The following is a 21,695-nucleotide window of genomic DNA, read 5'->3' on the forward strand; positions in this document are numbered from 1 at the left end:
TACAAGCGGGAAAGGTGAAGCGGGAGAGAGCGTGCCAACCCGTCGAGCGGGGCCGGGTATGAACTGCCGAAGGGGATGAAGATCGCCGGCCTTGCCGGCGATGGCGGCCCGGCTGAGGCCGCCGGGCCGGCTGTCGGATCGGGTGCCGACGCGTTGGGCGCGCCGGTGCGCAGGCCGCGCACCGTGCCGCGCCCGCGGCGATCAGTCCCAGTCGCGGTGGTGGCGATGCTTGCGGTGACGATGGCCGCGATCGCCATAATCGCCGCCGCGGTCATACGAGTTGCGCGACAGGTTGCCGCCGAGCGCCGCGCCGGCGCCGCCGCCGACGGCCGCGCCCAGCAGGCCGCCCGTGCGGCCGCCCATCGCGTTGCCGGCCGCGGTACCCGCGCCGCCGCCGAGTGCGCCGCCGATGATCGCGCCGGTGCGCTCGCGACGGTTCGACGTCACGGCACCACCTGCGCCGCCGCCGATCGCGCCGCCGATCACGGAGCCGGTGCTGCCGCCGACCGCGCCGCCGACCGCTGCGCCGGCAACCCCGCCGAGCGCGCCGCCGAGCGCGTTGTTCATGTCACCGGCCAATGCCGGCACTGCGGTCGCGCCGGTCAGCACGGCGACGACGAGAGCGGGGGCGATTTTCTTCCACATTCCCGTATTCTTCCTTGTTCGCAATCTGGTTATCGAAGGTCCGCTCGATACGACGATCTGAATCGATCGACGTCGATGCCGGCATTGTGCCGAATCCCGGACCAATTCATTTCAATGAGCTTGCGGCGAAGAATAGCACCGGTCGAGCCTGCTTGCCGTCGACATTCTGGTAACAAGTTGTTTACCGAAAAAGGACCGGAAAATCTTGCCGAAAACCGCCGGGAACGCCCGCCGGCAGGAGCTCCGGCCATGGTCAAGCCCCGTTTTTCGGCGATGCGGAACGTGCCCGTCGCGCGGGTTCGGACACACGTGGCAACACATCGGCGGCATGCCGCGAGCCGGCGGAATCGCCCCGGTCGTTCAGGTCGAACGAGGGTCAGTACACGCCCGGAATCAGCCGCCAGGTGTGCGCGCAATACGCGTCGTATTCGGCGCCGAATTGCGTACGCAGCAGCGCTTCCTCGGAACGGATGCGCGCGACGAGCGGAATCAACGTCAACGCGACGAGCAGCAGCCCGACGCCCGAGCGGAACGCCAACGCCCAGCCGGCCGCATTGACGAGCAGGCCGAGATAGCTCGGGTTGCGGATCTTGCTGTAGATGCCGTCCGTCACCAGCGTGTGGCCCGGCTGGATCGCGACGAGCCCGCTGAAGCGCTTGCCGAGCACGAACACGGGCCAGAGGCGCAGCACGCCGCCCGCGACGTAGAGCGCGACGCCGATCCAGCGCACCGTGTCGCCGCCGAAGGTCCACACGTCGAGCCGGTCGGTCAGCGCCGGCAAATACGCGAGCAGGAACCCGCTCGCGCCGAAGGCCGCGAGCACCCAGCGATTGTCGCGGTTCTCGCGTTCGCCGGCGCTCAGGTTGCCTTCGGTAAACATCGCGACGACGGCAAGCGCGAGCGTCGCGACGGCAATGGCGATCAGTGGCGGATGCGAGAAGAAGGCGGCGAACCCGCCGATGCCGAGCACGGCAAGCCCGAGATAGACGAGCGTGGAGACGCTCGCAACGATTGCGAACTTGCGCGTAACGGCCATGGCTTGCCTCGCCGGAGTGGGCTTTCCTGTGAAGTATAGGAACCCGGGCGGGCGATGCGCACGCGCGCCGTCATGCGGCGCGCGAGTTTTCCCTGCGAGAAGCAGCGGCGGCGCGTCGAACGACGCGCTCGATCGACGCGCGGGCGGCGCCCGCGACCGCCGCCCAGTCAGCGAATGCGGAAGTTGCCGCCGATCCCGACGCTGACGGGCGGTGCGTAATAGGCCGGCGCATAGCCGTAATAGACCGGCGCGGGCGCGTAGCCGTAAGGCGGCGCGACATAGCAGCCGGACAGGCCGCCGATCAGCGCAAACGTGATGAGAACTTTGTACATGGCTCGATTCCCGGCGAAGAGGACACGTCGCATCGCGCGAAAGCCGTGCCGTCGCAACCCGTGACGGCCGGCACGAAGAGGCGACTGGCGCTTCCTGTCGCTCGATGCGGCAATGCGAATGCGCGGAGTCTAGCGCCGGAGCCGCCAGGCCGAGTTTCGCGAGCGGTTACACGTGTTACGTGGTGTGACCGCTGAAACAGGCGCGAACGGCGTCGCCGCACGCGCCCGCTGGCGCCACCCGAATCACGAGCCGTACAGGCGTTACACGAAATGCGCGCGGATGCGCTCGGCGAGCGATTCGAGCGTGGCCGCGTCGGCGATGTCGCGCGCGTGCATCCGCAGGTCGACGCCTTCCCAGCGCGGAATCACGTGGAAATGCACGTGCGGGACCGTCTGGCCCGCCGCCGCGCCGTTGAACTGACCGATGAACACGCCGTCCGGCCCGAGCGCCGCGCGCACGGCCGCCGCGACGCGCTGCGTCATGCGGATGCCGGCCGCGGCCGCGTCGCCGGACAGCTCGAAGATCTGCGCGGCCGGCTCCTTCGGGATCACGAGTACGTGACCGTCGGCCTGCGGCATGAGATCCATGATCGCGAGCGTGGCGTCGTCTTCGGCGACCTTCACGCACGGCAGTTCGCCGCGCAGGATCCGGGCGAACGGGTTGTTGTTGTCGTAGGACATGGCGTTTTCCGATTTGGCGATTGCGGTTTGACTGGGAACGATGCCGGACGATTATCGGCCGACGGCGGGTCGGATTTCAACTTGTCAGGCCGTGTGGCGATCGCGGTGAACAATGCGCGCCGGCTCGCGTGTCATGTCGTTCGCCGGATGGAATATCCGGCCGTCGCCATCCGTTTATTCCGAGTGCGGGTTCGCACGGCAAGACCGCGGATCCGCACCGGACACCCGCCAGCTGCGCAGGCCGGCAGCCGCGATGACTGCTCGCGATCACCAACCGGAGTCATGCCATGGACCCTCTCCCCTCCTGTCGTTCGCCCGCCCTTGCCATTCACCCGCCGCTCCTCGCCCACGCCCGTCGCACGATGGCGCGCACGCTGTGCCGCGCGGCTTGCGGCGCCGGGCTGGTCGCATTGTCGTCGGCTTTCGCGTGGGCCGGCGGCAACGACTCGATCCTGCCGGTCTCGTCGGTCACTGCGTCGACGGTGCCCGCCAACGGCGACGTCAATCCGTACGGCATCGCCTTCGTGCCGCGCGGCGTGCCGAGCTGGAGCACGCTCAAACCGGGCGACGTCGTCGTGTCCAACTTCAACGCGGCGTCGAACGCGCAAGGCACCGGCACGACGGTCGTGAAACTGTCGCCCGGCAATACGCCGACGACGTTCTTCCAGGGCAGCAATCTCGGCCTGACGACCGCGCTCGCGGTGCTGCGCAGCGGCTTCGTGCTGGTCGGCAACCTTCCCGCGCCGGACGGCAAGACCGTCGTGCCCCCGGGTTCGCTGCTCGTCATCGGTCCGCAAGGCAATCTGGTCACGCAACTGTCCAGCAGCACGCTGCTCGACGGGCCGTGGGACATGACCGTGATCGACCGTGGCCAGCGCGTGACCGCGTTCGTGTCGAACGTGCTGAACGGGACGGTCGCGCGGATCGAACTGGCGATCGACAACAACGGCGTCAGGATGCTGCCGAGTTCGCGGATCATCGCGTCGGGCTACGTGAACCGGACCGATCCCAACGCGCTGGTCGTCGGCCCGACCGGCCTCGCGTACGACCCGAACATCGACGTGCTGTACGTCGCGTCCACCGGCGACAACGCGGTGTTCGCGATCCAGAACGCCGCGTCGACGAATCGCAACGCCGGCGTCGGACGGATGATCTACTTCGACGCGGCGCACCTGCACGGCCCGCTCGCACTGGCGCTCGCGCCGAACGGCCATCTCGTGACCGCCAACGGCGACGCGGTCAACCCCGACCCGCTGCAACCGAGCGAGATCGTCGAATTCACGGTGACCGGACACTTCGTCGCGCAGATGCAGGTCGATACCGTGCCGGGAGCGGCCTTCGGCCTCGCGTTCGGGCACGGCAGCAAGGGCCAGCCGGAATTCGCGGCCGTCGACGACAACACGAATACCGCGACGATCTGGACGCTGCGTTCGGACAACGACAACGCGCAATGACGCACCGCGTGAACGGGCCGACTGCGGCCCGTTCGCCCCTGCGCGATCGACACATGCGATTCGCACACGCCGGGCACCATGCCGCCTGATCGATGCCGCCCGGCGTCGCCGCCCCCGCGATTGCCACCGCTTGCCCGAACCTGCGACACTGCCGGATCGTTGCCGGCCGGCACGCCACCGAGGACGCTCGCGCATGACGATCCCCTTCAAATCGCTGATCCTGCGCGGCATCGCCGTCGCGCTCGTCGCCGCGGCCGGCTACACCGGCTACATGCTGTCGCGGCTTGCACCGATCGCGACGGGTTATGCCGCGAAGGCGCTGTGTTCCGGCGTGTTCGTGTCGGGCCGTCCGGCCGCGTCGGTGATCGACGTCGACATCATGGCTGGCGTGCACCCGCTGCTGAAACTGGTGCGCCCGTCGATCGATCCCGAGCATCATCGGGCCGTCGCAACGTTCGCCGGGTTCGCGCAACGCGAGGCGGACTTCCGGCCCGGGCTCGGCTGCACGCTCGCGCTCGGGCCGTCGCCCGGCGTGCTGCCGGCCGCGCTGCCGCCCGTCCCCGATCCGCCGCCCGCGCAGGCGGCGGCGCCGGCCGCACCGCCCGCCGGCATCGACGCTCGCAAGCTGCAGACCGCGCTCGACCGCGCGTTCGATGAACCCGATCCGGCGCGACCGCGGCGCACCCGCGCGGTCGTCGTGATGTGGCGCGGCCAGATCATCGCCGAACGCTATGCGCCCGGCTTCACCGCCGATACGCCGCTACCCGGCTGGTCGATGACGAAGACCGTGACGGCCGCGCTGGCCGGCATGCTCGTCGCGCAGCACAAGCTGTCGCCGGACGCGTCGGCGCTGCTGCCCGAATGGCGCGACGTCGGCGACCCGCGCGCGGCGATCACGTTCGACGAGCTGCTGCGGATGACGAGCGGCCTGCAATTCAACGAGGACTACGACGACCCGCTGTCCGACGTCGCCGTGATGCTGTTCACGCAACCGGACACCGCGCGCTTCGCGTCGGCCAAGCCGCTCGCCGCGCAGCCCGGCACGCAGTGGTACTACTCGAGCGGCACGAGCGCGATCGTCGCGCGCGTGATGCGCGAGGCGATGGGCGGCACCGAGAGCGACTACCTCGCGTTTCCGCGCCGCGCGCTGTTCGCGCCGCTCGGGATGCGCAGCGCGGTGTTCGAGCCCGATGCGGCCGGCACGCTCGGCAGCGCGTCGTTCATGTATGCGAGCGCGCGCGACTGGGCGCGCTTCGGGCAACTTCTGCTGCAGGACGGGGTGTGGGACGGGCAGCGGCGGCTGCCGGAAGGCTGGGTGCGCTACCTGACGCGCGCGACGCCGCTGTCGACGCGCGGAGAATTCGGCGCGCATCTGTGGGTCAAGGTGCCGGAGCCGTTCAACGATCGCGATCCGCACGCGCGCCCGCTGCCCGCCGATGCGTTTCATGCGGTCGGCCATGAAGGCCAGTTCGTGAGCGTGGTGCCGAGCTGCGAGCTGGTGGTCGTGCGGCTCGGATTGTCGCGGCCGGAATCCGCGTGGAATCACGAGGCGTTTCTCGCGCGCGTGCTGGAGGCCGTACCGGCGTCCGGCACGTGACGTGCCGCGGAAAGGCAGCGATGAGGCGGCGGTCAAGCCGCCGCATCGCGCGCGACATGCAATGCGTTACGGGTTCGCGCTGCCCGCATACTGCTTGAAGCCCTCGCGCGTCGCCAGACGCTCGATGTAACGCTTCACCGCCGGGAAATCCGGGTGCTCGAACGGCGTGCCGAACCAGCGGTTCACCGACAGGCCGATCGGAATGTCGGCGAGCGTGAAATGGTCGCCGGCCACGAATGCGCCGGTCGCTTCGAGCTGCGCGTTCAGGATCTGCATGTGCTTCGTCCAGCCCGCGATCGACTGCGCGATCGCCGCCGGGTCCTGGTGATCGGGCGACTTGCGTACGAGGCCGAGGAACGCGCCGACCCACGAACGATTCAGGTCCGTGCCCTGCCAGTCGATCCACTGGTCGACCCGCGCGCGCGCCCGCGGCTCGGCCGGATAGAGCGCGTCGCCGCCATAGCGGTTCGCGAGATAGCGGATGATCGTGTTCGACTCCCACAGCACGAAGTCGTCGTCCTTGATCACCGGCACGAGGCCGTTCGGATTCAGCGCAAGGTAGGTCGGATCGTTGGTCGTGCGAAAGCCCGCGCCCCAGTCTTCCTGTTCGAACGGCAGGTTGAGTTCGGTGCACAGCCACAGCACCTTGCGGACGTTGATGGACGGGATCTTGCCGAGGATGTGCAGCATGCAGGCTCCTTGTGAGGTCGAATGCGAAGCGTTCGGAACGCGCGAAACGGCCCGAACGCGCTCCCGTCGAGTTTATACACGACCACCCGGCAAACGACATGCCGTGCGCGGAAAATCCGCGTGCGGCCGATTCGTCAGGTCACGCAGCGCATGCTCGGCCGTCGGGAACCGAAACACGAATCCGTCCTGATGCAGCCGCGCCGACATCACCCGCTGCCCGTCCAGCAGCAGCTCGGCCATCTCTCCCATCGCGATGCGCAGCGGCGCGGCCGGCACGTGCAGCCACGCCGGGCGGTGCAGCACCTTCGACACGACCTGCACGAACTCGCGCTGGGTCAACGGCGCGGGTGCGACCGCGTTGTAGACGCCGCGCATGCCCGAATTCCCCATCGCGCGCGCGATGATTCGCAGCACGTCGTCCCGGTGGATCCAGCTCATCACCTGCGTGCCGTCGCCGAATCGCCCGCCCACCCCGAAGTAATGCGGCAGCAGCATCGGGCGCAACGCGCCACCGGGGCCGAACACGAGGCCCAGCCGCAGCACCACCGAGCGAACGCCGTGATGCTCGAGCGCCTGCGCGGACTGCTCCCACTGCCGGCACAGCTCGGACATGAAGCCGGTGCCGGCGCTGCTGCTCTCGTCGAGCGGCTCGTCGGAAGGACGCACGCCGTAGTAGCCGATCGCCGACGCCTGGATCCACGTGCGCGGCTTGACCTCGGCGGTCTCGACCCAGCGCATCAGCGATTCCGTGACACCAACCCGGCTGGCGAGCAGCAATGCCTGCCGGCGTTTGCTCCAGCGCGCGCCGAGCACCGGCGCCCCCGCGAGATTGATGATCGTGTCGAAACGCTCATGCGGCTGCAACTGCTCGACGGACGTCACGCTGCGCACACGGCCGTGGAACTGGTAGGCCGCGCGCAGCGGATCACGTGCCAGCAACGTGACCGTATGCCCTGCATCGAGCAGCCCGTTCACGAGGGTTTCGCCGATGAAGCCGGTCCCGCCGGTGACGAGCACGTTCCCCGGCGGGTGCCCCGCGAACGGATTGGCGGCCGGCGCGCGTCGCGCGATCCGGCAGGCCGCGATCCCGTCGCGGATTCCCGATACCGTCACGCCGACGGCAAACAAGCTCAGCAACCCGCCGCGCCAGCCGAGATCGAGCGCCTGCAGCGCGGTCGGTTCGTGCGCCCAGGCGGCCAGCTGTATCGCGACCATCCCGAACAGCGCACCGCCGTTGACGGCCAGCAGCGTGTGCAGCACGCGCTCGGTCGCCGGCAGCTTGCGGCTCCGATCCTCGACGACGAAATCCCACAACGTCAGCACCACCTCGACCACCACCACCGCCGCGATGGCCGCGACCCAGGCACCGTGAAAGGCCACGTTCGCGATCGACGCGAACACGAGACCGTAAAGTACGGAGCGCACCGCGTGAATCGCCAGCTCGAGCCGCGCGCGCGGGCGGTGCGGCAGATCCTGAGTGAGCTCGTGGTGATAGAGCGTATCGAATGCGCCCATCGCGCCCTGCACGATCAACAGGATGAGCGCCCAATCGAAAGCGGGCAAGGTGTTCATACGCTATCCCTCCTCCAGAGCCAGACGAGTGGCGGCACCATCGCGACGAGTGCCGCCGCGTCGATCGCGACGTGGCCCCATACATGTGCCTGCAATGAAAACAGCATGTCCTGCGGCGCCCAGATCAACAGGCCGGCCAGCAACCACCCCCACACTTCCCGCCGGCGCAGCCGGTTGCCGAGGTGGACGAGCGCCAGCATCCAGACCGACGCGCATTGCACCGTCGCACCGATCAGCGCCATCCACCAGATCTGCTGCGCTCTCGCCGGTTCGGGCGCCATTCCCGCCCAGAAATGCCGCTCGATGACGCTGTGATACGCGTCGAACCATGGCGTGCCGGCTACCCACGGAACGGCAATGCCGACGAGCAGATGTGCGATCGCCGCGCCGTACATCCAGGCCAACACGATGCGGCGCACGTCATCACGTGCGGGACGATCCACTGCGGATTCGGCGGCTCGGTCGATACCGCACGCCACCCCGTCGCACGGTGCTTCGGCGCGATAGCCGAGCCAGCGCGAGACGGCAAGCCGGTTGCGCGCGACGCGGCGATACAGCAGCGACAGCGCACTGCGCACGACCGGCACGCGAAGCAGCCGGACGAGCCGGCTTCGCCCGGTCAGCGCATGGGCGGCCAGGATGCCGTCCACACCGGTCAGCATGCGTCCGTCCGGCAGGCGCACGTGCAGCTCCCGATTCAGCGCGGGCAGGTCGACGCCCAGCGGAGCGGGATCGAAGCCCGGCCCGGCGATATCGACGAAAGCCAGCTGTTGTCGCGCGTCGCGGGCCCGAAGACGCTGTATCGCCGCGACACATAACGGACATCGCCCGTCGAAGTACAGCACCAGTTCACTTGAGTCCATGATTCGCACTCCTTTTGTTTTAGCGTGCATCATGAATCGATCGACTGCTTTCCCGTACGCCATGCCGCCGCTCCCGTGCGCCGGCGGCGCGCTTACATCGGCTTGACCACCATCAGGAAATACACGCTCAACATCGCGAAGAACGCCGGATAGCCGAGCAACTCCCAGCGCTTCGCATAACGCCAGTAGCGTGCCGGCAGATCGGCATCGCCATTCGCATGCGCGAGCTTCGCCATCGCGGCCAGCTCGATCTGCAGCCACACGACCGGCAGCCAGCACGCGCCCGCGACCGCATACAGCACGATCGACGCCATGAGCCACGGCGTCGTCAACGGCCAGCCGGCCGTGTGCGCGAGCCACAGCCCGGACGCGGGCTGGAACAGTACGGCCGGCGTCGTGAACCACCAGTCGGCGCGCACCACGAGGCGCGACACGGCGGCGATCGCCGGCACCGAGCGCGTGCGGTTCGCGAAGAACAGGTAGAACGCGGTGCCGAAGCCCGTGCCGACCATCAGCACCGAGGACAGGATATGCAGCGTCTTGATCACGAGATAGATGTTCATGCGTGTTCTTCTTCTGAAAAAAGGATCAACAGGATCGCGAGAATCGGCACGTTCTTCAGCACGGGGCCGAACGGCTCGGCGAGCAGCCCGGGCATCGTGACCGCGATGACGGCCGAATACGCGACGATCAGCGCGCCTTGCGCGGCCCACAGACGGCGCGACGGCACGGCGACGGTCGCCACGCCGAACGCGAAGTCCAGCGCGCATGCGCCGTAGAGCGCGATCAGCGCGGGCAGTCCGCTCAGGTGGACGCGGGCGAGCATCGCGAGGCTGTCGTGCCGCGGATGAATGAACGCGCTGACGATGGCCGTCCAGATCCAGACGATCGCGAGCGCGCCGAGCAGCAGCGGCCGCCGCCACATCGCGAGCGCATCGCCGCGCAGCGCGGCCGCGTTCGCGTTCGCGCCGATGAAATCCCGCAGGCCGCGCGGCGGCCGGCCAAGCACGGCCGCGAGCGCGGCGGGATCGCCGGTGTTGCCGCCGCGCAGCATCGTCCACGTATCGCGGGTCAGCATCGCGCCCGGCATCGTGCCGAGCAGCGCGGCCGCCGCGCCGACCAGCGGGCCCGGCAGCGTCACGCGCGCCGCCGGCGGGAAGCCCAGCGCGGCGCGATAGACGCTCAGCATCTCGCGATACTCGACTTCGTCGCCGCCGACCGCGTCGATGACGGCGCGGTCGGCCGCCGGCGCATCGACGAGCCGCGCGACGAGTTCGGCGAGATCGTCGATGTGCACGGGGCGCAGCCGCTGATGGCCGCCCGCAGGTAACACGTGCACGGGCAGGCTCGCGAGCATCCGGAAGAACCGGGCGGACGTGCCGGCGGTGCCGTAGACGAGCGCCGGACGCACGATCCGGTAATCGAGCGGCAGCGTCTGCAGGAAGGTGTCGGCCGCGTACTTGCTGGCGAAATACGGCGTGTCGCCGCGCTCGACGCCCAGCGCCGAGATCTGGATCACGCGTCGCACGCGGGCACGGCAGCATGCGGTGAAGAGCGCGCAGGGCGCCGCGCGATGCACGGTGTCGAACGTCTCGTCACGCCGGTCGGCGAGGATCCCGACTGCATTGATCACCACGTCGACGCCATCCAGCCGGGCAAGCCACGCGTCGGCATCGACATCCTTCGCGAAGTCGATCGCGACGTCGTGCGGGCCGACCGCATGCCGCACGCCGCGCAGCACGCGATGACCGCCGGCCTCGAGCCGCGCGCCCAGCGCCCGCCCGATGAAGCCGTTCGCGCCGCAGACGAGGATGTTCATGTCGCGCTCCGCGATACGCAATGCCGGCGGATCGACAGCACGATTTCGTTCATTTTTTCATCCTCTATATACAGTTATTTCTGTAATGACAGAAATGAAGATTCCAAAAAAAGCGGGCTGCGTGCCCGCATGTCCGGTGCCGCCTACTTCGAAGACTTGCGCCTGACCGTCTGGCTGATCTTCGCGCCGATCCCCAGCGCCTTCATCAGCGTGTCGGGCTTGAGCCGCAGCATCTCGTCCGACCAGGTCGTGAGCGTCTCGACGAACTGCAGCGTGTCGCGAATGCGCTGTTCGGTTTCGCGGCTCTCGTTGGCGATCTCGGGGCTCGTCAGGCAATCGCGCAGCACCGTGAGCGTCGGTTCGATCTCGCGCTGCCGCCGCCCTTCGACGATCAGCTTGAACAGTTCCCAGATGTCGGTCGACGTCTCGAAGTGGTCGCGGCGATCGCCCAGCACGTGCACGACCTTCGCGAGCCGCCACGCCTGCAGCTCCTTCAGGCTCGTGCTGACGTTGGAGCGCGCGACGTTGAGCGTCTCGGCGATCTCGTCGGCCGCGACCGGCCTTCCGGCCAGGTACAGCAGCGCATGAATCTGCGAGACGGTGCGGTTGACGCCCCACCGCGAGCCCATTTCGCCCCAGTGGAGAATGAATCGTTCGGCAATCGGTGTGAGTTCCATGTCCGGAAATTTAGTTTTTTCAGTTATTTCTGTCAAGAGAGAAATAACTGGCGGCGACGTCAATCGCCGCCCTCGATGGTCCGACCCCGGGCAACCGCGAATGCCGCCGCCGCCCGCCTTTCCCGCCCTGACCGCCCGCTTCCATTACAATGCGCGGGATTTTTCCGATTTCAGGCCGTCCGCGCCTTTCTGACTAGAGGTTTTCATGATCATCAAACCGCGCGTGCGTGGCTTCATCTGCGTGACGACACATCCGGTCGGCTGCGAAGCCAACGTCAAGGAACAGATCGACTACGTGACTTCGCACGGCCCGATCGCCAACGGCCCGAAGAAGGTGCTCGTGATCGGCGCGTCGACGGGCTATGGCCTCGCCGCCCGGATCTCGGCCGCGTTCGGCTCGGGCGCGGACACGCTGGGCGTGTTCTTCGAGCGCGCCGGCAGCGAAACGAAGCCGGGCACCGCCGGCTGGTACAACAGCGCCGCGTTCGAGAAATTCGCCGCGGAAAAGGGGCTCTATGCGCGCAGCATCAACGGCGACGCATTCTCCGACAAGGTCAAGCAGATCACGATCGACACCATCAAGCAGGATCTCGGCAAGGTCGATCTGGTCGTCTACAGCCTCGCGGCACCGCGCCGCACGCATCCGAAGACGGGCGAAACGATCAGCTCGACGCTGAAGCCGGTCGGCAAGTCGGTCACGTTCCGCGGCCTCGACACCGACAAGGAAGTGATCCGCGAAGTCTCGCTCGAGCCGGCGACGCAGGAAGAGATCGACGGCACCGTCGCCGTGATGGGCGGCGAGGACTGGCAGATGTGGATCGACGCGCTCGCTGAAGCCGGCGTGCTGGCCGACGGCGCGAAGACGACCGCGTTCACGTATCTCGGCGAGCAGATCACGCACGACATCTACTGGAACGGCTCGATCGGCGAAGCGAAGAAGGATCTCGACAAGAAGGTGCTGTCGATCCGCGACAAGCTCGCCGCGCACGGCGGCGATGCCCGCGTGTCGGTGCTGAAGGCCGTCGTCACGCAGGCGAGCTCGGCGATCCCGATGATGCCGCTCTACCTGTCGCTGCTGTTCAAGGTGATGAAGGAAAAGGGCACGCACGAAGGCTGCATCGAGCAGGTGTACGGGCTCCTGAAGGACAGCATGTACGGCGCGACGCCGCACATCGACGACGAAGGCCGCCTGCGCGCGGACTACAAGGAGCTGGATCCGCAAGTGCAGGCCAAGGTCGTCGCCATGTGGGACAAGGTGACGAACGAGAATCTCTACGAGATGACCGACTTCGCCGGCTACAAGACCGAGTTCCTGCGCCTGTTCGGCTTCGAGATCGCCGGCGTCGACTACGACGCGGACGTGAACCCGGACGTGAAGATCCCGGGCATCATCGACACCACGGTCTGACGACCGGGCCCGCCGCGCACGACGCGTGGCGGCGGGCTGACTCTCCAGGGGCGAAGCACGAACGGCGTCGCCCCGTCTGCACACATCCGCCGACAACGCGGTTCGCGCTCGCCCGCCGTGCGAGCGCGTCCCGCGCTATTCCACCGCCCTTGCGGCATCCCACATCGGCTGTCCGCCCAGCGCCGCATGCCACGCGCCGAAACGCGCGCGCCACGACTCGAACGGCTCCGTCAGCGGATGACGCGGATCGTCGCTGAGCGCATACGCCATCCCCTCGATCAGCCAGCGCGGCTTGGTCGCGACCGCGAGGTTGCCGAGCACTTCGGCCTGACGGTGATGAATCAGTTCGTGCGCGAGAAAGTAGGTCTGCCAGCCGCGCGGCGCGATGACCACGCCGAAATCCCCCAGCGTCAGTGCCGCGCGTTCGCCGAGACCGAACTTGTCGGCACACTCGCGCGTCGAGCAGAACACGACGCGCGGGGCCTCGCGAAACGGGCCCACGGCCGCCGCCGCGCGCGCATAACCGTCGCGATAGAGCTGCTGCGCGGCGCCGAACGTCGCGGCATCGTCCGTGCAGATGTCCGCGCTGGGGCACGACACGCCGGGAAGCAGCGCGGGCGCGACGACGCGCAGCGGCTTGACGAGCGCGTAGGCGGCAATCGGCACCGCGACCAGCAGGCCCGTGAGGGCGAAGGCGACATGGGAGCGTTTCATCGAGGCAGTGATTCCTTCCGTTGGCATGGTCGTGGCGTGTTCGAGCACGAATATATCGGAGCGGCGCCGTCGCCGGCCGGCTTTTCGTGTCCGCCCGGCTTCCTGCCCGCGGCCCCGCTCCGCCGCAAGGCGGGCCGATCGCGAGCCGGCTTGCGCACGCATCCAGCCCGGTTACGCGAGCTGCTTGTGAAAATACGTCGTCGCGCACAATGCGCCGTCGGGCATCAGCGCGAAGTTCGGCACGACGCCGACGCGCTGCCAGCCGGCCCGCTCGTACAGACGCTCGGCATCGCCGCCCGTCACCGTGTCGAGCACGAGCACGGTCTTGCCGGCATCGCGCGCGGCTTCGTCGGCAGCCGTCATCAGCCGCGCCGCGATCCCCTGCCTCCGTGCATGACGGGACACGAGCATCTTCGCGATGTCCGCGCGATGCGGCTGGTTCTCCGGCTGCGCGGTCACGACCTGGACGGTGCCGACGATCCGGCCGGCGGCGTCCTCGGCCACCAGCAGGATGCGCTCGCCGCTCGCGACGCCGTCGGCGACGCGCGTCCAGAACGCCACGGCGGTCGAGCGCTCGATCGGCAACATGAAGCTGACGGACGCGCCCCCCTCGACGCAATCGATCAGCACATCGGCCAGCGCGTCGATGCGCGCATGCGCTTCGCTCGCATCGAGGCGGCGCACGGTCACGGGTTCGGTCATACCCTCTCCGGTATGTCAGGTGGGGCACGCGTTCGGCCGGCGTGCGCCCGGATCGAATGGAATGCCGGCGTGCGGTGGATGCATGCGCAACGGCGGCCGGTGTCGGGCAACACGGCGCCCAGCCCGATCGGCGCGTGTTCCCGCCCCATCATGCTACGCGACGAAAAATCCCGCTGCATCGCCTATGCTTAGCCACATGGCTAACTTTCAACCCGGTATCAGCGACGTATTCCACGCCCTCGCCGATCCGACACGCTGCGCGATCGTCGGCGCGCTCGGCAATGGCGGGCGAACCGTTTCGGAACTGGCCGCGCCGTTCGGCATGGCGCTGCCGTCGTTCATGAAGCATCTCGCGGTGCTCGAGCGCAGCGGCCTCGTCACGACCCGGAAAACCGGCCGCTCGCGCACCTGCGAGCTGGTCGGCAGCCGGCTGGCGGAAGCCGAGCAGTGGCTCGCCGCGCAGCGCGCGCAGTGGGAAGCGCGCTCCGATCGCCTCGTGGCATTCGTCGAACGCCGTCACCAGGAGGAGCAAGCGCATGTCAACCAGCCATGTCGACCCCGCCGAAACCCATGACCTCGTCATCACGCGCACGCTGCGCGCGCCGCGCCAGGCACTCTGGCGCGCATGGACCGACCCGGAATTGCTGAAGGAATGGTGGTGCCCGAAACCGTGGACCACCGAAGTGCGCGCGTTCGACCTGCGCCCGGGCGGCGCCTTCCACACGTTCATGCGCGGCCCCGACGGCGGCACGAGCGACAACCCCGGCTGCTTCCTCGAAATCGTGCCGGAAGCGCGAATCGCATTCACGTCGATGCTCACGGGCGGCTGGCGGCCGCAGGTGCCGTGGCTGGGCTTCACGGCCGTCATCACGATGGCCGACGACCCCGCCGGCTGCCGCTACGAGGCGCGCGTGATGCATCCTGATGCCGCGACGCGCGAGCGCCACGAGGCCCTCGGCTTTTTCGAGGGCTGGAACATCTGCATCACGCAGCTCGACGAATTCGCGGCCGCGTTGCGCTGAATGCGGCTGCATGCGCGGGCCATTGCATGCGGCCGCGCGCGCGCCTAGGATTCCTGAAGGAAGCATGACGACACGCCGGCATCCGGCGTGCACCGTCGTGCGCGTTCCGCGGGAGGCAACATGCTGCACATGCACACGCATTCGACCCGGGTCAGCCGGCACCTGAACGCGCCGCGCGGGCGCGTCTACCGCGCGCTGCTCGATCCGCACGCCGTCGAACAATGGAAGGTGCCCGACGGCATGACGTGCCGCGTGCACGCATACGACACGCGCGAAGGCGGCGCGCTGCGCGTGTCGCTGAGCTACGACGAACCGTCGGACGGCACCGGCAAGACCACCGCGCACACCGACACCTATCACGGCCGCTTCGTGACGCTCGTGCCGGACCAGCAGATCGTGGAAATCGACGTGTTCGAAACCGACGATCCGATGCTGCGCGGCGCGATGACGGTCACGATCACGCTGTCCGACGAAGCAGGCGGCACACGCGTCGATGCGGTGCACGACGGTGTGCCGCCCGGCGTGCCGGCCGCCGACAACGAGGCCGGCTGGCAAATGGCGCTCGCCCGGCTCGCCGCGTTGGTCGAGAAGGGCTAGCGCGAGGCAACGGACGCAGTACGCGTCAGCCGAGCCGGTACGCGCGCGTGACGGTTCCGCGGAACAGCGCGTCGCGCTCGCTCGGGCTCGCGTGCGCGGTCAGCCGCTTGAACGCGTTCCAGCCGTTCACGTACGAATACGAGCCCTTGTCGACCGGGAAATTGCTCTCGAACATGCAGCGCTCGGCGCCGAACGCCTCGATGCACGTGAGCATCCACGGCTTCCATGCGTCGGCCAGCTGTTCGGACGACGGCGGCCGCGCGCCCTTCTCGAACTCGAAGCCGTTGATCCGCATGCCGAGGCCGCCGACCTTCACGTATACGTTCGGCAGCCGCGCCAGTTCGCGCATCGACGCCGACCATTGCTTGAACACTTCCGGCCGCTTGTCCGCATAGCTCGCGATCCGCACGACGCCGCCGCAGTGATTGACGACGATCCGCGTGTCGGGGTTCGCCTTCGCCAGATCGAACAGCTCGGGCAATTGAGGAAAGAACAGCCACGCGTCGTACGACAGTCCGAGCGGCGCGAGCTGCGCGACGCCGGCGCGGTACGCGGGATCGAGCAACAGCCCGCGCGGCACCGCCGATAACGGATTGGCGAGCGACGGATCGGCATCCCAGGTGGTCAGGTGTCGAATGCCGCGAAAGCGTCCGCGACCGGCGTCGACATGCGCTTCGAGCACGTCGCGCACGCGCTCGCCGAGCCGCAGGTCGGCATGCCCGACGATGCCTTTCGCGACGGCCGGACGGCTCCGTTGCAGCGGCGCCGTCACGCCGGCGACGTAGGCCGTCTCGCCGACCGGCTTCAGTTCGGCCGGCCCCGCGTCGCGATAGCGCGTCAGCGCCTGCATGTAGACGGATGCCTGGACGTTGTGGCCGGATCGCGCATCCTGCAGATAGTCGTCGAGCATGTAGATCCAGCCCGGCCGCTCGTAGAAGTGATGGTGCGCATCGACGATCGGCAGATCCGGGTCGAGTGCGGGTTCGAGCGCGGATGCGAGCCAGTCGTTGCGCACCGCGAGATAGTTGCCTTGGGTCGTCATGCGGGAAGGTCCGTGTTGGGCCGGCGCGCGCGTATTGACGCACCCGGGCAGCGTGAGCGAGGCGGCGGCCGCACCGAGCAACCGGCGTCGTTTGATCGAAATGGTCATGTCATTCGCTCCGGTCGAATGCATACAGCGACAGCGTGAGCAGCGTCGTGATCGCCAGAACGATCGCAAGGCCGAGCATCCCGGCCGTGAAGGTGCCGAAGCTGTCCTTCAGGTAGCCGACGAGATACGGGCCCGCGAATCCGCCGAGCGCGCCGATCGAATTGATCAGCGCCAGCCCGCCGGCCGCGGCCTGGCCGGACAGGAAGCGGGAAGGCAGCGTATAGAAGATCGTGCGTCCGGCGATCGTGCCGATCAGCGCGAGCGTGATGCCGACGAGCGCGGGCCCGAGCGTCAGGAAATGGGTCGACACGCCGAGCGCCACCGCGCCGATGAACAGTCCGATCGCCAGGTTCGCGACCGGGCCGCCGCGCCGGTCCACCCGCTTCGCCCACCACAGCAACGCGATCGTCGCGAAGAAGTACGGCACCGCGGACAGCCAGCCGGTCTGCATCGTGGACATCCCGTGCGCCTTCAGCATTTGCGGCAGCCAGATGCCGATGCCGTACGAGCCCATCGTGAAGCCGAACGAGATCAGCGCGAGCACGTAGACGCGCACGTCACGCAGCGCGACGCCGAAGCGCTTCTTGCGGCCGGCGGCGGCGCCGTCGCGCTCGAACGCGCGCTGCAGCGCGGCACGCTCGTCGTCCGACAGCCAGGCGGCCGTGGCCGGGGAATCCGACAGCAGCTTCAGGACGAGAAAGCCGAGCGCGCACGCGGGCAGCCCTTCGACGATGAACATCCACTTCCAGCCCGCGAGGCCCAGCGCACCGTCGAGCTGCAGCAGCCAGGTCGAAAGCGGGCCGCCGATCAGCGACGAAAGCGGCGTCGACACGGTGAACCAGGCAAGCACGCGCGTGCGGTAACTCGCCGGAAACCACACCGCGAGGAAGAAGATCACGCCCGGAAAGAACCCGGCCTCGCCGATGCCGAGCAGCAGCCGGATCGCATAGAAACTCGTCGGCCCCGTCGCGAGCGCGGTCGCCGCCGCCATCAGCCCCCACGTGATCATGATGCGCGCGAGCCAGCGCCGCGCACCGAAGCGGTACAGCGCGAGATTGCTCGGCACTTCGAACGCGCAATAGCCCGCGAACATGATCCCCGCGCCCCAGCCGAACTGCGTCGCGGTCAGGCCGAGATCGCGGTTCATCGTCAGCGCGGCGAACCCGACGCTCGTGCGGTCCAGGTAGTTGAAGAAGTACGCGAGCGCGAGCAGCGGAATGAAGCGCCATGCGGCCTTGCGCACGGCCCGTTGCTCGATCGACGCGTCGGTTTCGCGATCGGCGGCCAGCGCCGGGGAAGCGGATGTCATGGTTGTCTCCGTGGATGCGGCACTCCGCGCCCGCGCGATCGCGGGCGGGATGCGTTGTTCGTTCGATGGGTCGCGGCGGCGCTACGCGCTCGCCACTTCGTTCGGCGAAGGCGTGTCGACCGGCACGCCCGGCGGTTGGCCGTCCGCGCCTTGCGCGTGCCGCCCGGCGACGACGCCGGCTTCGATCAGCGCTCGCGCCTCGTCCGGCGTATAGCCAAGTTCGCCGAGCAGCACGCAGGTGTCCTGACCAAGCGCGGGCGGCGCCGAGCGCAGCCGCAAGCGCTCGCCCGCGAGCGTGAGCGGCAGCAGCGCGGTATGCGTGTCGACCGGCCGGCCGGCGCTGCTCGCGTCGGCCGGCAGCGTCACGGCTTCGAGCCCGCCCGTCGCGAGCAGGTGAGGATCGTCGAACAGGTCCTGCGGCTTCGTGATCGGCGCATACGGCAGGCCGATCGACTCGAAGATCGTGCCGATCTCCTCAGCCGAATGCATGGCGAGCCGCGCACGCAGTTCGGGCAACAGCCACTCGCGCGCCTGCACGCGCAGGTTGTTGGTCGCGAGGCGCGCGTCGTCCTTCAGTGCGGCAAAACCGAACGCGTCGCAGAACAGCGCCCACTGCGTGTCGGACACCACCGCGAGAAAAATCTGTTCGCCATCCTTGACGGCAAACACGTCGTAGACGGCCCACGCGGAAATGCGGCTCGGCATCGGCGACGCGGCCTGCCCCGTCACCGCGAACTGCATCATGTGCTGCGCGACGAGAAACACGTTGTTCTCGAACAGCGCGCTCTGCACCTGCTGGCCGCGGCCGGTGCGTTCGCGCTGCGCGAGCGCGGCCATCGCGCCGATCGCGCCGAACATCCCGCCCATGATGTCGTTCACGCTCGAGCCCGCGCGCAACGGCCGGCCTTCGGGGCCCGTCATGTAGGCGAGACCGCCCATCATCTGCACCACTTCATCGAGCGCGGTGCGATGTTCGTACGGCCCCGGCAGGAAACCCTTGTGCGACACGTACACCAAGCTTGGATTCAGCGAGGACAGCGCCGGGTAACCGAGACCGAGCCGATCCATCGTGCCGCTCTTGAAGTTCTCGCTGAAGACGTCCGCCGTCGCGACGAGCCGCCGCACAATCTCCAGACCGCGCGGGTCCTTGACGTCGACCGCGAGACTCTTCTTGTTGCGGTTGAACATCCCGAAGAAGCCCGCGCCGGAACCGCGCAGCGCACGCGTGCTGTCGCCCGCGATCGGCTCGATCTTGATGACTTCCGCGCCGAGATCCGCGAGCAGCATGCCGCAGGTCGGGCCCATCACCATGTGCGTCATCTCGATCACGCGCACGCCTTCGTACGGCAGCGGCGAAGCCGGTTGGCGATCGTTCATTGCGCAACTCCCGTCACGCAGCCTTCCGGCTGGGCCGCCGCCGGCGCACGGCCGTCCGCGTATCGGAACCCCTTCGGCAGCCCCGCGTCCGGCACGTGGCCATACAGCGGCTCCCCGGGCAGCGCCGCGTGCAGGATCGCGCGCGCGGCGAGCAGCGCGTCGGCGTCGACGCCCGTGTCGACGCCCATCGACTCCAGCAGGAACACGAGATCCTCGGTGACGATGTTGCCGGTCGCGCCCGGCGCATACGGGCAGCCGCCAAGACCGCCCTGGCTCGCGTCGATCGTCGTCACGCCGGCGTCGAGCGCCGCGACGACGTTGGCGAGCCCCTGCCCGCGCGTGTTGTGGAAGTGCGCGCCGCCGGCCTTGTCGCCGACTTCGCGCTGCAAGCGCACGAACAGCCGGCGCACCTGCGCCGGATTCGCGTAGCCGCTCGTATCGGACAGACCGATCTCGTCGACCCCGCATTCGGCCATCGCGGCCGCCATCGCGATCGTCTCGTCGTCGGAGACCGCGCCGGCGATCGTGCAACCGAACGCGACCGACACGCCGGCCTCGATCTGCACCGACGGAAACCGCGCATCGCGCAGCGCGACGATCGCGCGCACCTCGTCGATCATCTGCGCCGGCGTCTTGCGGATGTTCGCCAGCGAGTGCGCCTCCGTCACCGATACCGGCAGCGTCAACTTGTGGATCCCCGCCTCGAACGCGCTTTCGGCGCCGCGCAGGTTCGGCGCGAGCGCGGCGACGTGCAGCCCGGGAATCGTCAGCGCATGCGCGACGACTTCGCCGACGTCGGCCATCTGCGGCAACAGCCGCGCGGGCACGAACGACCCGACCTCGATCTCGCGCAGACCGGCCGCGGCGAGCGCGGTGATCCAGCGCAACTTGTCGGCCGTCTGCATCACGGACTTGATGCTCTGCAGGCCGTCTCGCGGCCCGACCTCGCTGACCAGCACCTTCGAATACCCGGCAACGCTCATTCGACACCTCATAGTTCTATCTGAAAGAACATCGTTCTGTTTGACGGAACTTTAGAGGCGTGTCGAATCGGCTGTAAGCGGGGTATACCCGTGAAATCTCGATTTTTCGGAACTTGAGTTCTGTCAGGCAGAACGATATAGTCGATCGACCGTCACCCAAAGGAACCACGCGCCGTGCCCCCGACCTCGACTCCCGCAGATCACACCGACGAAATGCCCGACGCGTCGGCCGAAGCCTCCAGCGGCGTCGCCGTCCTGGATCGCGCGTTCGCGATCCTCCACGCTTTCGGGCAAACCGACGACCGGCTGTCGCTCGCGGAACTGTCGCGCCGCACCGGGCTGTACAAGAGCACGATCCTGCGCCTGCTCGCCGCGCTGGAGCACGGCGGCTTCGTGCGCAAGCTCGACGACGGCCAGTACGCGGTCGGACACGAGCCGTTGCGGCTTGCCGCGCTGTATCAGCGCTCGTTCCGGGTCGGCCCGGTCGTCGAACCGTTGCTCGAGACGCTGAGCCGCGAACTCGGCGAGACGGCATCGTTCTACGTGCGCCATGGCGACATGCGCTCGGTGCTCTATCGCGTCGAACCCACGCGCACGGTGCGCGTGTCGATCCGGGTCGGCGAGGAGTTTCCGGTTCAGCAAGGGGCGTCGGGGAAGGTGCTGCTCGCGTTCACCGAGCCGCACGATGCGCGCTGGAACGACGTGCGCGAACAGTTGTGGGCTGCGTCGTACGGCGAGCGCGACCCGGAAACCGCGTCGGCCTCCGTGCCGGTGTTCGGCGCGGCCGGCGACTGCGTCGGCGCGCTGACGGTGTCCGGTCCGATATCGCGGCTGGCCGCCGCGCCGGCGATGGCCGCGGCGCTCGCGATGTTGTTGCCGCTCGCGCAAAAGGCCACCGTCGCGCTCGGCGGCGCGGGCGCGCGCTACGATGCGCAAGCCGTGCGCGACAGTCTCGCCCGATTCGCGATACCGGACAGCCCCGCCCAGCCATAGCCGGCCGCGCGCATGCGGCGACGAGGCAGCGCAAAAGGCGGCCGCATGCGACACTGGCCGTCGACGCATGCGGC

At 68.4% G+C, this 21,695-nt stretch carries 23 protein-coding genes; 7 read left to right on the plus strand and 16 right to left on the minus strand.

Annotation, left to right across the window (positions count from 1 at the left end; all coding sequences use genetic code 11):
• Positions 1-201: 201 nt before the first annotated feature.
• The 4 genes from HWX25_RS11345 to HWX25_RS11360 form a co-directional block, all read right to left on the minus strand.
• Positions 202-645, minus strand: a complete 444-nt coding sequence (locus tag HWX25_RS11345; RefSeq protein WP_059528642.1) for a hypothetical protein — start codon at positions 643-645, stop codon at positions 202-204.
• Between the two features lie 376 nt (positions 646-1,021).
• Complete coding sequence (locus HWX25_RS11350; protein WP_175908541.1) at positions 1,022-1,681, minus strand: isoprenylcysteine carboxylmethyltransferase family protein; 660 nt, start codon at positions 1,679-1,681, stop codon at positions 1,022-1,024.
• 167 nt (positions 1,682-1,848) lie between these two features.
• Entirely contained in the window at positions 1,849-2,013 is a 165-nt protein-coding gene (locus HWX25_RS11355) for a hypothetical protein (RefSeq protein WP_175908542.1), read from the minus strand.
• Positions 2,014-2,274: 261 nt separating this feature from the next.
• Positions 2,275-2,694: an HIT domain-containing protein gene (locus HWX25_RS11360; protein WP_059689320.1), complete on the minus strand. Its 420-nt coding sequence runs from the start codon at positions 2,692-2,694 to the stop codon at positions 2,275-2,277.
• 287 nt (positions 2,695-2,981) lie between these two features.
• On the opposite strand from HWX25_RS11360, the gene HWX25_RS11365 reads away from it, so the two are divergent.
• Together HWX25_RS11365 and HWX25_RS11370 are read left to right on the plus strand one after the other, a co-directional pair.
• Positions 2,982-4,148, plus strand: coding sequence for a hypothetical protein (locus tag HWX25_RS11365; RefSeq protein WP_175908543.1), 1,167 nt, complete (start codon positions 2,982-2,984; stop codon positions 4,146-4,148).
• A gap of 193 nt (positions 4,149-4,341) precedes the next feature.
• The gene (locus HWX25_RS11370) at positions 4,342-5,745 is read left to right on the plus strand and encodes a serine hydrolase (protein ID WP_175908544.1); all 1,404 of its coding nucleotides are present in this window, start codon (positions 4,342-4,344) and stop codon (positions 5,743-5,745) included.
• Positions 5,746-5,811: 66 nt separating this feature from the next.
• Here HWX25_RS11370 and HWX25_RS11375 read toward each other — a convergent pair whose 3' ends face one another.
• The 6 genes from HWX25_RS11375 to HWX25_RS11400 form a co-directional block, all read right to left on the minus strand.
• The gene (locus HWX25_RS11375) at positions 5,812-6,435 is read right to left on the minus strand and encodes a glutathione S-transferase (RefSeq protein ID WP_059528655.1); all 624 of its coding nucleotides are present in this window, start codon (positions 6,433-6,435) and stop codon (positions 5,812-5,814) included.
• Positions 6,436-6,507: 72 nt separating this feature from the next.
• Positions 6,508-8,007 carry a TIGR01777 family oxidoreductase gene (locus HWX25_RS11380; RefSeq protein ID WP_175908545.1) on the minus strand — a complete coding sequence of 500 codons (1,500 nt, stop codon included), beginning with the start codon at positions 8,005-8,007 and terminating at the stop codon, positions 6,508-6,510.
• The gene (locus HWX25_RS11385; RefSeq protein ID WP_175908601.1) at positions 8,004-8,870 is read right to left on the minus strand and encodes a DUF393 domain-containing protein; all 867 of its coding nucleotides are present in this window, start codon (positions 8,868-8,870) and stop codon (positions 8,004-8,006) included. Before HWX25_RS11385 ends, HWX25_RS11380 begins: the two co-directional genes overlap by 4 nt.
• A 92-nt stretch (positions 8,871-8,962) precedes the next feature.
• Positions 8,963-9,433 (minus strand): DUF2269 domain-containing protein, encoded by a 471-nt coding sequence (locus HWX25_RS11390; RefSeq protein ID WP_059815062.1) that lies wholly within the window; start codon positions 9,431-9,433, stop codon positions 8,963-8,965.
• Positions 9,430-10,689, minus strand: coding sequence for an SDR family oxidoreductase (locus HWX25_RS11395; RefSeq protein ID WP_175908546.1), 1,260 nt, complete (start codon positions 10,687-10,689; stop codon positions 9,430-9,432). The genes HWX25_RS11390 and HWX25_RS11395 overlap by 4 nt, the downstream gene beginning before the upstream one ends.
• A 143-nt stretch (positions 10,690-10,832) precedes the next feature.
• Complete coding sequence (locus HWX25_RS11400; protein WP_047902276.1) at positions 10,833-11,366, minus strand: MarR family transcriptional regulator; 534 nt, start codon at positions 11,364-11,366, stop codon at positions 10,833-10,835.
• A 205-nt stretch (positions 11,367-11,571) separates the two neighbouring features.
• On the opposite strand from HWX25_RS11400, the gene fabV reads away from it, so the two are divergent.
• Positions 11,572-12,774 carry an enoyl-ACP reductase FabV gene (gene fabV, locus HWX25_RS11405; protein ID WP_059467255.1) on the plus strand — a complete coding sequence of 401 codons (1,203 nt, stop codon included), beginning with the start codon at positions 11,572-11,574 and terminating at the stop codon, positions 12,772-12,774.
• A gap of 135 nt (positions 12,775-12,909) precedes the next feature.
• Here the strand turns inward: fabV and HWX25_RS11410 are convergent, their stop codons facing one another.
• Complete coding sequence (locus HWX25_RS11410; RefSeq protein WP_059698037.1) at positions 12,910-13,488, minus strand: hypothetical protein; 579 nt, start codon at positions 13,486-13,488, stop codon at positions 12,910-12,912.
• 171 nt (positions 13,489-13,659) lie between these two features.
• Positions 13,660-14,190, minus strand: coding sequence for a GNAT family N-acetyltransferase (locus tag HWX25_RS11415; RefSeq protein WP_175908547.1), 531 nt, complete (start codon positions 14,188-14,190; stop codon positions 13,660-13,662).
• A 196-nt stretch (positions 14,191-14,386) separates the two neighbouring features.
• On the opposite strand from HWX25_RS11415, the gene HWX25_RS11420 reads away from it, so the two are divergent.
• From HWX25_RS11420 to HWX25_RS11430, 3 genes are all read left to right on the plus strand, one after another.
• Positions 14,387-14,764, plus strand: coding sequence for a metalloregulator ArsR/SmtB family transcription factor (locus tag HWX25_RS11420; protein ID WP_175908548.1), 378 nt, complete (start codon positions 14,387-14,389; stop codon positions 14,762-14,764).
• Entirely contained in the window at positions 14,727-15,212 is a 486-nt protein-coding gene (locus HWX25_RS11425) for an SRPBCC family protein (protein WP_059689313.1), read from the plus strand. Before HWX25_RS11420 ends, HWX25_RS11425 begins: the two co-directional genes overlap by 38 nt.
• Positions 15,213-15,332: 120 nt before the next feature.
• Entirely contained in the window at positions 15,333-15,809 is a 477-nt protein-coding gene (locus HWX25_RS11430; protein WP_059689312.1) for an SRPBCC family protein, read from the plus strand.
• Between the two features lie 25 nt (positions 15,810-15,834).
• Here the strand turns inward: HWX25_RS11430 and HWX25_RS11435 are convergent, their stop codons facing one another.
• The 4 genes from HWX25_RS11435 to HWX25_RS11450 all read right to left on the minus strand — a co-directional run bounded on the left by HWX25_RS11435 (position 15,835) and on the right by HWX25_RS11450 (position 20,628).
• A complete protein-coding gene (locus HWX25_RS11435) occupies positions 15,835-16,959 on the minus strand; it encodes an amidohydrolase family protein (RefSeq protein ID WP_175908549.1) in 1,125 nt (374 codons plus the stop codon).
• Position 16,960: 1 nt separating this feature from the next.
• On the minus strand, positions 16,961-18,268 hold the full coding sequence (locus tag HWX25_RS11440) for an MFS transporter (protein WP_059815087.1): 1,308 nt from the start codon (positions 18,266-18,268) through the stop codon (positions 16,961-16,963).
• 81 nt (positions 18,269-18,349) lie between these two features.
• The gene (locus tag HWX25_RS11445) at positions 18,350-19,645 is read right to left on the minus strand and encodes a CaiB/BaiF CoA-transferase family protein (protein WP_175908550.1); all 1,296 of its coding nucleotides are present in this window, start codon (positions 19,643-19,645) and stop codon (positions 18,350-18,352) included.
• Positions 19,642-20,628, minus strand: a complete 987-nt coding sequence (locus HWX25_RS11450) for a hydroxymethylglutaryl-CoA lyase (RefSeq protein WP_175908551.1) — start codon at positions 20,626-20,628, stop codon at positions 19,642-19,644. The genes HWX25_RS11445 and HWX25_RS11450 overlap by 4 nt, the downstream gene beginning before the upstream one ends.
• 213 nt (positions 20,629-20,841) lie before the next feature.
• Between HWX25_RS11450 and HWX25_RS11455 the strand changes: the two genes are divergently transcribed.
• On the plus strand, positions 20,842-21,621 hold the full coding sequence (locus tag HWX25_RS11455; RefSeq protein ID WP_175908602.1) for an IclR family transcriptional regulator: 780 nt from the start codon (positions 20,842-20,844) through the stop codon (positions 21,619-21,621).
• Positions 21,622-21,695 lie beyond the last annotated feature (74 nt).

It is taken from the genome of Burkholderia sp. BCC1640, assembly GCF_902833125.1.
Classification (GTDB): domain Bacteria; phylum Pseudomonadota; class Gammaproteobacteria; order Burkholderiales; family Burkholderiaceae; genus Burkholderia; species Burkholderia diffusa.